Origin of the sequence: Herbaspirillum sp. AP02 (assembly GCF_015767275.1) — a bacterium.
Lineage (GTDB): Bacteria > Pseudomonadota > Gammaproteobacteria > Burkholderiales > Burkholderiaceae_D > Herbaspirillum.
This window is the reverse complement of sequence record NZ_JADWMY010000002.1, coordinates 442,112-454,902: the sequence shown is the minus strand read 5'-3', so window position 1 is coordinate 454,902 and position 12,791 is coordinate 442,112. Positions and strand designations below refer to the sequence as shown.

The window sequence follows — 12,791 nt, the reverse complement described above, 5'->3', positions numbered from 1 at the left end:
CTACGTTTTTACACAGCCTCGGCCAGAAGCAGAATTCCTATATCCATGAGCCGGTAGAAAACCTAAAAAAACAGTAGGGGACTCGTCGGGATCTTGTCGAAATCGGGACCCAGAATGGGTTGGCGTATGCGCAGTACACACGCCATCACAAGCATCAAGGGGCTCTACTAAGGGTATTTAGCGAGATCTTCACTACTCGGCCGGAGAATTTCCCGGAACGCGTAAAGCTCGATCCCATGCGGCTTGCACCACCGACCCTCCAAATTTTTCAACGATGAGCGACTTGGATCAACCCATGTCCAATCATTGATTGTCGTCCCCGTGTGCCCGGAGGATAGTGGCCTCTGCAGGCAGGCACAACAGTTGGCCAACGCAGCAGAACGGCCATCACCCTGCCCTCGCATCCCGTTGATCCCCCCGAGGAGTGCATATGACGCAAATGATGAAAGCGGCCGTCGTCCGCGAATTCGGCAAGCCCCTGTCCATCGAGGAAGTCCCCGTTCCCACACCCGGCCCAGGTCAGATCCTGGTCAAGTTCGAGGCCAGCGGCGTCTGCCACACCGATCTGCACGCCGCCCATGGCGACTGGCCCGTCAAGCCCACCCCACCCTTCATCCCCGGCCACGAAGGTACCGGCTATGTCGCTGCGCTGGGCGCCGGCGTCAAGCGTGTCAAGGAAGGTGACCGCGTCGGCGTGCCCTGGCTGCATACGGCCTGCGGCTGCTGTTCGCCCTGCCGTACCGGCTGGGAAACCCTGTGCGCCGAACAGCAGAACACCGGCTATTCCGTCAATGGCAGCTTCGCGCAATATGGTCTGGCTGATCCCGATTTCGTCGGCCACCTGCCGGCCGGCCTGGAGTTCGGCCCGGCCGCTCCGGTGCTGTGCGCGGGCGTGACCGTCTACAAGGGCTTGAAGGAAACCGAGGTGCGCCCCGGTGAATGGGTGGTGATCTCCGGCATCGGCGGCCTGGGCCACATGGCGGTGCAATACGCCAAGGCCATGGGCATGCACGTGGTCGCCGCCGACATCCACGAAGACAAGCTGGCGCTGGCCAAGAAGCTGGGCGCGGACCTCACCGTCGATGGGCGCGACATCAATGCGGTGGCCGACGTCCAGCGCATCATCGGCGGCGCCCATGGTGCCCTGGTGACGGCGGTCTCGCCCAAGGCGATGGAACAGGCCTTCGGCTTCCTGCGCGCACGCGGCACCATGGCCCTGGTCGGTCTGCCACCGGGCGACATCAGCCTGCCGGTGTTCAACACGGTCTTGAAGCGCATCACCGTGCGGGGCTCCATCGTCGGCACCCGCCAGGACCTGGAAGAGTCACTGGTCTTCGCCGCCGAAGGCAAGGTCGCCGCGCACTTCACCTGGGACAAGTTGGATAACATCAATGCCATCTTCGCCCGTATGGAAGAAGGCAAGATCGATGGTCGCATCGTGCTGGACCTGAAGTAGTCATACACGTGGCAGACAAGAAAATGGCGACGCACATCAGTGCGTCGCCATTTTCATGGGCGCCCTCCAGATTCAGGCGGAGGGTTCTTCCCTGGGCTGCCACTGCCGGATGCCGGCTTGCCGCTATCCTACCAATACCCCAACACCTTCCACCATGCCGTCCCGACGGTCGCGAACACCAGCAGTTCCACCACCGCCATCACCAGCCCCACGCCCCACCACTTGCCCATGGAAACATAGCCACTGCCGAAGATGATGGGCGAGGTGCCGGTGGCGTAGTGGGTCAGCGTCATCATGATGGCCGAGCCAGCGGTCATCATCAGCATGAAGGGCAGCACGTACTGCTGCGGCAGCAGTTGCGCACCCACCATCAGGAAGGCCAGCAGCATGGCGCTGATGTGGGCGGTGGTGCTGGCAAAGAAATAGTGCGACAGCACGAACACCAGCAGCAGCACCGCCGCCACCGCGAACCAGCCCATGCCACTGGCGACGATGGCCGCTTTCATGCCCTCCGAGAACCAGGCCACCACGCCGGTCTTGTTCAACTGCTCGGCCAGCATCACCAGTGCGCCGAACCAGACCAGGGTATCCCAGGCGCTCTTTTCGGAAAGCACATCATCCCAGTCGATGGTGCCGGTGATGATCAGCACGAACAGGCCGACGAAGGCCACCACCGTGGGGTCCAGCGTGAAGGCCGCACCCAGCAGCATGGCCGGCACATTGGCCCACAGCAGCAGCAACAGGGCGAAGGTCCCCAGCATGACCTTTTCACTGGCGCCCAGGCGGCCCATCTTGTCCAGCTCGCTGCGGGCGTAGTCCACCGCATTGGGCGTGGACTTCAGCTCCGGCGGCGAGACCAGGTAGATCACCATGGGCATGATCAGCAGGCATACCAGGCCGGGCAGCAGCATGCACAGCGCCCAGGTGGTCCAGGACAGTTGCAGCGCCTGGCCAGTCGCCTTGGCGACGTAGTTGACCACCAGCGGATTGGGCGCGGTGGCGGTGAGGAACATGGCAGAGGTGATCGGATTGGCGTGATAGTTGACCAGCGCCAGGTAGCTGCCGACCTTGTTCTGCGTGCCCTTGGCGGGGTCGGAGTCGAAGGCGTTGGCGATCGACTTCATGATGGGGTGGACGATGCCGCCGCCGCGCGCGGTGTTGCTGGGCGTGAAGGGTGCCAGCACCAGTTCGCAGATGGCCAGCCCGTAGCCGATGCCGATGGTGCGCCGGCCCAGCAGGGCGATGAACATCAGGCCTACGCGCCGTCCCAGTCCGGTCTTCTTCAGGCCACGCGAGATCAGGATCGCCACCACGATGAGCCAGATCAGCGGATTGGAGAAGCTGGCCAGCGCATCTGCAATGGCCCCCTTGGACGAAGTCGAGGTGACCTGCGAGAGCGAGACGATGACGATGGCCATCATCGCCATCACGCCGATGGGCATGACTTTGAGGATGATGGCCACGATGGTGGTGAGGAAGATCGCCACCAGTGCCCAGGCCTTGGGTTGCAAGCCGGGGGGACAGGGCGCGAGCAGCAGCAGGATCAGGACCGCCGTGGCGATCAGCGCGGGCAGCAGCCTGAAGGGAACGGCATCGTTGAAGTACTTGAAGGTGGCTTTGAGTTGATTGAACATCGCATCATCCTGGAAAACTGAACTGGAAAAGCACGATGGCCGCACAGCCTGTTGCCGTGCGGCCATCCTTGCGCCAAGTATAGTCATCCCGGCCGGCGCGTAGCTGCGATCATTGCCGATGGTTTGATCTGGGCCAGCAAAGCGCCGGTTTTATTGCCCTTCAGTGGAAGATCTCGGCCACCAGCGTGGCACCAATGAAGGTGCCTGCATTGGCTGCGAAGGACACCAGCACGATGCGCCAGCCCAGGCGGCGGAAGGCCGGGATATCCTTGGCCAGCGACAGGCCGGCGAAGGTCAGCATCACCGGGGTCACCGAGAGGAAATTGATCTTGCCGGTCAGCGCCACCAGCTGCGCGGCCCAGGGACAGATCGGCGAGGTCAGTGCCATGGCCACGATGGAGACCCAGCACACCGCCGGAACCTTGCGCCCCGTCAAGCGGCACAGCAGGTCGCCCACGGCCACCGCCGCCACGATCACCAGCATGCCCGGCAAGGTCTCCATGGGCTTGCTGCCATACAGGATCCAGTCGCTCACCAGGGTCAGCACCGCCGCCACGCCCCACGCGCCCCACTTCTGCAGCTGGCCCAGTTCCGGCACCTCGGCATGATCACCGGCACTGACCTGGCTCTGCTCGGTGGAAGCGCGGGTGGTGCGGCCCAGGATGGGTTCCAGTATCCGATAGCCATACACCGCCAGCGGCAGCGAGATGAACAGCGTGAAGTAGGTCCCCAGCGTGGTGGTGATCAGGTTGCTGGCGGCGGCGAAGGTCATCACATCCTTGGCCACTTCGGCTGTCTGCTGGGCAGCGATGGCGCCGGAGGCTGCGGCCATCATGCTGCCCGATCCCACGCCCGCCCCCATGGCCAGGGCATAGGGATGGAAGATGTTGAGGCTGGCCAGGAAACCCGCCAGGATGGCGATGAACACGGCGCCGAACAGGGTGCCGGTCAGGTACTCGGCCAGCACGCCGCGTCCCTCTGGAGAATCCATGCCATAGCGCTCGCCGATGATGGCCAGGCTGGGTTCGCGTCCGACCGAGAAGGTGGCGCCGATGGCTTCGCGCTTGATGCCCAGCAGCAGCGCCAGCGGCAGGCCGATCAGGATGGTGCCCACGAAGTGGCCCAGTTCCTGGAACGCCAGTGCCCAGCCGGCAGCAGCCAGCTTGGGCAGCGAGCTGCCCACCATCAGGCCGAGCTTGGCGATGAACAGCAGCAGCGCCGGCTGCAGTACCGAGGCGGCGCGAAACTGCATGGCCGTATCCAGCCGCAGGGGCGCCGGCATGGACTTGTGCAGCAGACCCAGCATCCCGCCCATGATGATGGCCCACACCATGGGCAGCAACACCACCTTGCCCGGACCGACATTGAGCGTGACCGAACCGATCCAGTCGGCCAGCAGCATCACGATGGCCGTCAGGAAGTACAGCTTCAGGAAGGGAAAGCGGGTCCGCTCTCCCTGTGGTTGCGCGACATGACTGGCATAGCTTGTTTGCATCTTGCTTCTCCCTCGAGACGTGGGCCGCCTCGCCCCGGCGAGGCGGCCTCTTGTGATGGTGGATCGGTCAGCCTGGTGTTGCGTGGAACCCTGCCCTTCAGCCGGCGTAGCCGAAGGGAGTGGCCGGGCTGGCCGAGGTCTCGACCCACACGCTCTTGGTCTGCGTATAGTCGTAGAGCGCTTCCATGCCGCTGGAGCGCCCGTAGCCGCTGCGGTTGAAACCACCGAAGGGCGAGGCCACATTGATGGTCTTGTAGCTGTTGACCCAGAAGGTCCCGGCATTGACGCCGGCGGCGACCCGATGCGCCCGCGCCACGTCACGCGTCCAGACGGCACCGGCCAGGCCGAATTCGCTGTCATTGGCAATGGCGATGGCCTCGGCCTCATCCTCGAAGGGAATGGCAACGGCCACCGGACCGAAGATCTCCGAACGCGCCACCTCCATCGCATTGTCGGCATGCGCCAGCAGCGTCGGCCGCACGAAGTAGCCTTCCTCGCCATAGTTCGACTGGCCCGCCGCCAGGGTCGCGCCTGCTTGCAGGCCACTGGCCACCATGCGCTGGATATGTTCATACTGCCGGCGGTTGTTGATGGGACCGACTTCGGTACTGTCTTCCAGCGGGGCACCCAGTTTGATCTTCTCCGCGCCCGCGGCGACCGATTCGACGAACTGGTCATAGACCTTGCGCTGGACCAGCAGGCGCGAACCCGCCACGCAGCTCTGCCCGGCGCCGGAGAAGATGGCCGCCTGCGCGCCGAAGGCCGCCAGGCGCAGATCGGCGTCATCGAAGATGATGTTGGCCGACTTGCCGCCCAGCTCCAGTACGCAAGGCATCACGCGTTCGGCAGCGGCCTTGGCGATGAGCGCGCCGGTGGCGGGTGAACCGACGAAGATCACCTTCTTCACCGACCACGTCGCCATGGCCTGCGGCACCATGCTCTGGCCCAGTCCGGCCAGCACGTTGACCAGGCCGACCGGCAGGCCGGCTTGCTCGCCCAGGCGGGCAATGGCCAGCGAAGAGAACGGCGTCAGTTCGGAGGGCTTGAGCAGCACCGCGTTGCCGGTGGCCAGTGCCGGGCCGAGCTGCCAGCCGCAGGTGAAGGCCGGTGCGTTCCAGGGCGTCATCTGCAGCACGGTGCCGTAGGGCTCACGGCGGGTGTAGTTCAGGTGCGCGCTGGGGACGGGAATGACTTCGCCGTAGAATTTGTCGGCCCATCCTGCGTAATACTCGAACATCTCGGCGACCTTCTGCATCTCGGCACGGCAATCGCGGATGGGCTTGCCGGACGAGATCGCCTCCAGCCGCGCCAGCGCCTCGGCCTCGGCACGGATGACGGCACCCACCGCATACAGGGCACGGCCACGCGCGGCGTGACTCAAGGCCCACCACTGGCGTTGCGCTCGCTGGGCCGCCGCGGCCGCCGCTTCCACCGCGGCGGCACCGCCGTCGCGGTAGCTCAGCGAAGCACGGCCGGTGGCCGGGTTGTAGAGCTGGATGTGTTCGCCCTCGCCGGCGATCAGTTCGCCGTTGATCCAGGAACCGACCTCCTTGGCACCGGGGAAGAAATGGCCAAAGGCCAGCATCAGATTGTCTGCGTCATGAAGTTGCATGAGGTGCTCCGGAAATCAGTGTTCGGAAGGGTCGATGTAGGTCACGATGCGGTTGAAATCTTCCGCATCGGCCAGGCGCTCCACGCTCCTGGCCCAGAGCCGGCCGGCTTCCTTGGCCAGGGGGGTGGTGCTCTCGGTCTGTTCGATCAGGTTCATGGCCAGGCGCAGGTCCTTGCGCATGAGTTTCATGGTGAAGCCGGAATCGAAGGCTTCATTGAAGATCCAGGTGGGATAGAAGGTGTCGATCACCTTGCTGTTGGCCGAGCCGGCGGCCAGCCCCTGGAAGATCTGGCGCGCATCCAGTCCGGCTGCGGCAGCGACGCGCGCGGCCTCGCCGGCGATGAGCAGATGCGTGCCCGTGACCAGATTGTTGAGCAGCTTGGCCACGTGCCCGGCGCCGACCGGGCCGACATGCACGCGCTTGGCGCTCATCACCGCCAGGACCGGTTCGATGCGCGCCACGATCTCGGCGCTGCCGCCGATGACCATGCCCATGGTGGCCGTGGCCGCGCCCTTGGGACCGCCGCTGACTGGTGCATCCACCAGTTGCATGCCCGCAGCCTGCAATTCGGCGGCCAGGCGCCGGGTACTGTTGGGGTCGGCGGTCGTGGTATCCACAATCACCAGTCCGTCAGTACCGCACTGCAACAGACCGCCCTCCCCCAGCACCACCTGCTCCACGATGTCCGATGTCGGCAGCGACAACACCACCATGTCCACCGTCCCCGCCAGGGCGGCAATCGCATCCACGCAATGCAGCCCCTTCTGCCTCAGGTCCGTGCGGGTCGCCTCCAGGGCGTCATATCCCACGACCTCATAGCCCCCGCGCTGCAGGGAAAACGCCATGCCACGGCCCATGTTGCCCAGGCCGATCACTCCGATCTTCTTCATCCTTGTCCTCTGTGTTCTCTGACGATCCACGCATGTTCACCAAATAGAGGCAGCCCTGCGCCAGCTTGATGCGCACTCCGCACCGATTTTGCGCATCGCAGCAAAATAACGGATATACTGCACAAGATGCATGGCGTTCGCCGCGTGATGAACGAACTTGCCTCTGATGAGCGTTGAGTTTGGCGGCTTTGATCACTACAATCAATCCGCACAGATCATGTTTATTGTTCTAATTTCGAGAACACGGAGATTGCATGGGCGAGACCCTCAATGACCACCGCATTGCCTATCTGTATGAAGCGGTGCGCAGCGGCAGCGTACGCGCGGCCGCCGATGCGCTCGACATCGCGCCCTCAGCGGTGAGCCGCCAGATCAGCCTGCTGGAGCAGGAACTGGCGGTCCCGCTGATCGAACGCCACAAGCGTGGCGTCAGTCCGACCGAAGCCGGCGCCCTGCTGCTGGAGTATTACCGCGAGCAGCGCTCGCACCAGTCCGATGTGCTGGCCAAGCTGCAGGAGATCCGTGGCCTCAAGCGCGGATCGATCAACATCATCATGGGGGAAGGGTTCATCTCGGATATGGTGAGCGGGCCCATCAAGCAGTTCTGCAAGAAGTATCCGGAGATCTCACTGGTGCTGGACCTGGCCGGCACCAACGAAGTGGTCAGTGCGGTGGCGGCCGACGAGGCCGAGATCGGACTGGTCTTCAATCCGCCGGTGGAGGCCAAGATCGTCAGCCGCGCCGTCGCGCGCCAGCCCATGTATGCCATCGTGGGACGGCAGTTTCCCTTGCTGGGCAAGGTGGAATCGGTGACCCTGCGCGAACTGGCCGCCTATCCGATGGCCTTGACGCACCTGGCCTATGGCACGCGGCAACTGGTGGAAGCGGCAACCTTGATCGAGAAGACCCGCCTGACGCCCACCATCACCACCAATTCGATTGCCATCCTCAAACATTTCGTGAAGTCCGAGCTGGGCTTCACGCTCTTGCCGCTCTTTGCGGTGACCACCGAGCTGGCGGCCCGCGAACTGTTTGCGATCCCGGTGCGCAATACGCTGCTGGCACGCTCCGAGGCGCATCTCATCACGCGCACCGGGCGGCAGCTCTCCACCGCAGCCAACCGCCTGCTGCAACACCTGAGTACGCGCATGAAAGCCTTCCAGGACTGACGATCATTGCGCACGTCAGGCTGCATGCGCGACCCGGCCCTCGCCAAAATAGAAGGATCGGATATCGGCACGCTCGCGCAATGTCTGCGCCTGGTCGCTCAACACACTGTGCCCATGCTCCAGCACCGTAGCCCGATGCGCATACTGCAGCGCCACCGCAGAATTCTGCTCGGCCACCAGCAAGGCCACGCCCTCTTCGCGATTGAGTCGGCTCAGTTGCGCAAAGATATCCGTCACCACTTTCGGCGCCAGCCCCATCGAAGGCTCATCCAGCACCAGCAGGCGTGGCCGCGAAATCAGCGCGCGCCCGATGGCCAGCATCTGCTGCTCGCCGCCCGAACATAATCCGGCCAGACTGCGGCGCCGCTGATGCAGCAGCGGGAAGAAGACATAGATGCGCTCCAGTGCCTCCCGCAGCACGGCAGGCCGCGTGAAATGCGCGGGCCAGCCGGTGAGCAGGTTTTCTTCAACAGTGAGCGAAGCGAAGCAATGCCGACCTTCCAGCACCTGCGCCAATCCCCGTCGCACCAGTTCAGCGGGACTGCTGCGTGAAACATCCCGTCCATCGAAGAGAATGCGCCCCGCCCGCACCTGCCCGCGCTGCGCCGGCAGCAGATTGGAGACGGCCTTGAGCGTGGTCGACTTGCCCGCGCCATTGGCGCCCAGCAGCGCGTGGATCTCGCCGGGCTGCACCGCCAGGCTGACATCCTGCAAGGCCAGCAGCGCGCCCTGGTAGCGCACTTCAATGGAGGCAATCTCCAACAGCGGCGCGCTCACATCAGCTCCAGGCGTGGAAAGGCGGCTTCACGCCGTTGAGGTAGTAGTTGCCGACGATGGCGTACTTCCAGCGCACCGGGTCGTGCAGGGTGTGGGTGCGCGCATTGCGCCAATGGCGATCCAGGTTGTACTGGCCCAGGGTGGAGCGCGTGCCCGCCAGTTCGAAGAGCTTGTTGGTGGCATGGATGGCGATCTCGGTGGAGAGCACCTTGGCTTCGGCGGTGAGGATCTGCGCCCGCGCCACGCTCTCGGCATCGGGTGCGGCCACCGCCGCATCGATAGCGCGACCGGCGCGTTCCAGCAGGGCTTCGCTGGCATGCAGGCGGATCTGCAGGTCGCCCACGGCCTGGATGGAATACGGATCCTCCCAGGCATGGTCGCGCCCGCTGTCGATCCACGGACGCGACTTGGTGCGCACGAAATCCTGGGTATCGGCGATGGCGGCGCGGCCGATGCCTATGTCCACGGCGGCCTGGATGATCTGGAAGATGGCGCCATCGGCGGAGGGCTCCAGATAGCCCTTGTAGGCCGGGATCAGATGTGTCTTGGGCACTTTCACCTGGTCGATGATGACGGTGCCGCTCAGGGTAGTACGCTGACCGAAGGCAGACCAGTCATCGATGACGGTGAGACCCGGCGCATTGCGCTCGGCCACCACGTACCAGGTACGGTTCTCTTCGTCATTGGCGACGATGGGTACGTAGTGCGCCAGCAGTGCGCCGGTGGAATAGAACTTCTTGCCGGTCACGATGACATGCTCGCCTGCATCGACGAAGCGTGTCTCGAAATCCGCCGCCCGCTTGGATCCCGACTCGGAGAATGCATTTCCCCAGCGCACCCCGCGCAGGAAATCGGCAAAGAAACGTTGCTGCTGCTCCGGATCGGACACGGTGCGCACCGCCGCCACGAAGCCCAGATGGTTCTGCGTGATCTGCCCCAGCGACGGATCGGCGGCGGAAATGATGGAGATCACTTCGGCCAGCGTGGCATAGGAGACTTCGGCTCCGCCGAAGGCACGCGGCACGTTGATGGCCCACAGGCCGCTCTGCGAATAGGCTTCGATCTCTTCCACCGGCCAGCGGCGCAGCTGGTCACGTTCGGAGGCGCCCTGCGCCAGGCGCCTGGCCAGCGCGTGCGCCACGGCGATGGCTTCGGCGTCATCACGGATCACGTGGGCCGGTTGCGCAGCGCGCGGCAGGCCGGGCACCGGGCCCGTGGCGGGAGAATAGGAAGGGGCAGAGGAAGCGAGCACGGCAGACATGGTCAGGTCTTTCAAAAAATGAGGAAGTCAATAGAGAACGCCAGCGGTCCCGCATCAAAGCGGGACCGCCCGGCCATCAGTCATCGATGCTCTTGCGCACCTTGATGTTCTTTTCCTTGGCATAGGCCAGGGCGGACTTTTCGATGATGGGGCGCAGCAGCTTCCAGTCCGGTGCGATCCAGTCGGAGACCACGTTCCACTGCTTGCCATCCCATTGCTGGAAGGCCACCAGGCCGTCGCCTTCGTGGTTGTCCCACGTGACGTGGATGGAGTGGAACAGGCCCTTGGCACCGAGGGCGGCCGTACGTGCCTGGTCGATGTTGAGGTTTTCCAGACCCCAACGGATTTCATCACCGGTCAAGGTGCGCTTGCCGAACTTCGCCTGGGCGATGCGGATCGCTTCCACGTTGAGGATGCCGTTGAGTACGCCCAGGTTGTGGTAGACGCTGCCGATACGTTTGGGGTCCTGCAGGTTGCCCTTGCCGGCGCCATAGACGGTCTTCTGGATTTCCTGCAGCACCGGATACTGCGCACCTGCCGCTACCGTGGTGATGGCCACATAACCCTTGGCGGCATCGCCTGCGGGAATCACGTCCTCTTCCGAATTGGACCAGACATTGCCGATGATGTGGTCCGCCGGGAAGCCCGATTTCTGCGCTGTCTTCAAGGCCACCGGATTCATCACCCCCCAGCCGCGCAGCACCACGTAATCCGGCTTGGCGCGGCGGATCGCGAGCCACTGGGCCTGCTGATCATTGCCGGGGTGCGGCACCTCGATCTGCTGCAGCGAGAAACCATATTTTTCCGACAGCAGCTTGTAGATGGGGATGGTCTCCTTGCCATAGGGCGAACCGTGATAGAGCACCACGATCTTCTTGCCCTTGAGCTTGTCGCTCCCGCCTTCCTTGCTGGCGATGTAGTTGACGATGCCCGAGGTCTCGCTGTAGGGGTTCAGCAGCAGCGGGAAGATGTACTTGAAGACGCGGCCATCGGTGGTATCGGTGCGGCCATGGTTGATGGTCAGGAGCGGCACCTTGTCGGCCGTCACGCGGTCCAGCAGGGCGTAGGCGATGCCGACTGACAGCGGATTCCAGGTGGCGATGTTGGGACGCTGCTTCAGGCGCTCGTAGACTTCCACGCCGCGCTCCACTTCGTACTGGGTCTCGCCCTCTTCCCAGGTCAGCTTGACGCCGCCCACGCCGCCATCGCGCAGGTTGACCAGATTCAGGTAATCGATGAAACCGCCAAAGAAACCGGTTCCGCCTGCAGCGTAGGGACCGACCCGGTAACTCTGCAGAGGGAAGAATTGTTCATCGGCACGGGCATGTTGCAGGCCTGCAGACAACAAGGCCGTTGCGAGGATGAAGGTTCTTATTAATTTTGTATGCAGCATGGTGAGCGAGCTTCTCCGTAGTGAGGGTGGAAGTGAAGGTAAGAAGTTATGGTGCGGACCGGCGCGTATGAAGGCGGCGCCATGTGCGTTCCCACAGCGCGGCCAACCCCTGCGGCTCGACGATGAGGAAGAAGATGATCAGCGCGCCCAGCACGATGCGCTGGCTCATCTCCAGCACGCCCGAGTCGAACCACCGTCCCAGCAGCAGGCTGCCCAGGCGCGACAGCAGCAGCGGAAACACGACGATGAGCGCCGCGCCCAGGAAGGCCCCGCGTATCGTCGCCAGGCCGCCGAGGATGACGATGAAGAGGATCTGCAGCGAGCGATCCAGGTTGAAGCCCGCCGGTTCCACCGTGCGCAGGTAGACGAAGCCCCACAGCACGCCAGCCACGCCGATGACGAAGGAGGAGATGGCGAAGGCCAGCAGCTTGGTGCGCAGCACTGGTACGCCGATCACGCGGGCGGCCTGTTCGTTGTCGCGCACGGCGATGAAGTGATGACCGGTCTGGCTCTGCACCAGGCGCCAGCACAGGAAGGTCAGCACGGTGACGATGGCCAGCGCGAACAGGTAGCGTCCCGCCGGCGTATCGAAGGCGATGCCACCCACCACCAGCGCCGGTGCATCGATCACGCCGGAGGGATTGTCATTGCTGAACCAGCTGAACCTGACCAGCACCCACTGCACGAAGAACTGCGCCGCCAGCGTGGAGACCGCGAGATAGAAACCCCGCAGGCGCAGGCTGGGCAGTCCGAACACCAGTCCGATGGCCGTGGCGGCCAGCCCCGCCAGCACGATGGAGACCAGCAGCGGCAGGCCGGCCACGCGCAGGTTGAGGTTGTAGGCGGCGAAGGCGCCGACGGCCATGAAGGCCGCGCTGCCCAGCGAGAGCTGGCCGGCATACCCGGTCAACAGATTCAGCCCGACCGCTGCCAGCGAGAGGGCCAGGAAGGGAATCAGCAAGGCATCGATCACATAGGCCGAGGCGAACCAGGGCAGTACCCCATAGGCCAGCAACAGCAACAGCAGCCAGGGTGCAACGCGGCGCAACGCGCTGCCACGCTGGAGCAGTATGCGGGAGGGAGCGGCAAGCGACGTCCTCATC

Annotated in this window: 10 protein-coding genes; 2 read left to right on the top strand and 8 right to left on the bottom strand. The window is 64.0% G+C overall.

The annotated features are described in order from the left end of the window. Positions 1-430: 430 nt before the first annotated feature. Positions 431-1,456 carry an alcohol dehydrogenase AdhP gene (adhP, locus tag I5R65_RS08050; protein ID WP_180666105.1) on the top strand — a complete coding sequence of 342 codons (1,026 nt, stop codon included), beginning with the start codon at positions 431-433 and terminating at the stop codon, positions 1,454-1,456. Between the two features lie 128 nt (positions 1,457-1,584). Here the strand turns inward: adhP and I5R65_RS08045 are convergent, their stop codons facing one another. From I5R65_RS08045 to I5R65_RS08030, 4 genes are all read right to left on the bottom strand, one after another. After that, positions 1,585-3,090 (bottom strand): DASS family sodium-coupled anion symporter, encoded by a 1,506-nt coding sequence (locus tag I5R65_RS08045; RefSeq protein WP_180666103.1) that lies wholly within the window; start codon positions 3,088-3,090, stop codon positions 1,585-1,587. A 160-nt stretch (positions 3,091-3,250) separates the two neighbouring features. Further along, a complete protein-coding gene (locus I5R65_RS08040; protein ID WP_196872162.1) occupies positions 3,251-4,585 on the bottom strand; it encodes a DUF3100 domain-containing protein in 1,335 nt (444 codons plus the stop codon). 97 nt (positions 4,586-4,682) lie between these two features. Further along, a complete protein-coding gene (locus I5R65_RS08035) occupies positions 4,683-6,197 on the bottom strand; it encodes an aldehyde dehydrogenase family protein (RefSeq protein WP_180666101.1) in 1,515 nt (504 codons plus the stop codon). 15 nt (positions 6,198-6,212) lie between these two features. Beyond that, entirely contained in the window at positions 6,213-7,118 is a 906-nt protein-coding gene (locus I5R65_RS08030) for an NAD(P)-dependent oxidoreductase (RefSeq protein ID WP_370460912.1), read from the bottom strand. Positions 7,119-7,342: 224 nt separating this feature from the next. Here I5R65_RS08030 and I5R65_RS08025 point away from each other — a divergent pair, with 224 nt between their 5' ends. Further along, entirely contained in the window at positions 7,343-8,257 is a 915-nt protein-coding gene (locus tag I5R65_RS08025) for a LysR family transcriptional regulator (protein ID WP_180666097.1), read from the top strand. Positions 8,258-8,272: 15 nt separating this feature from the next. Here the strand turns inward: I5R65_RS08025 and I5R65_RS08020 are convergent, their stop codons facing one another. The 4 genes from I5R65_RS08020 to I5R65_RS08005 form a co-directional block, all read right to left on the bottom strand. Then, positions 8,273-9,034 (bottom strand): ABC transporter ATP-binding protein, encoded by a 762-nt coding sequence (locus I5R65_RS08020; protein WP_180666095.1) that lies wholly within the window; start codon positions 9,032-9,034, stop codon positions 8,273-8,275. A gap of 1 nt (position 9,035) precedes the next feature. Continuing rightward, the gene (locus I5R65_RS08015; protein ID WP_180666093.1) at positions 9,036-10,295 is read right to left on the bottom strand and encodes an SfnB family sulfur acquisition oxidoreductase; all 1,260 of its coding nucleotides are present in this window, start codon (positions 10,293-10,295) and stop codon (positions 9,036-9,038) included. 76 nt (positions 10,296-10,371) lie between these two features. Then, positions 10,372-11,688 (bottom strand): ABC transporter substrate-binding protein, encoded by a 1,317-nt coding sequence (locus I5R65_RS08010; RefSeq protein ID WP_180666091.1) that lies wholly within the window; start codon positions 11,686-11,688, stop codon positions 10,372-10,374. 46 nt (positions 11,689-11,734) lie between these two features. Then, positions 11,735-12,790, bottom strand: a complete 1,056-nt coding sequence (locus I5R65_RS08005) for a branched-chain amino acid ABC transporter permease (protein WP_180666089.1) — start codon at positions 12,788-12,790, stop codon at positions 11,735-11,737. Between the last annotated feature and the right edge of the window lies 1 nt (position 12,791).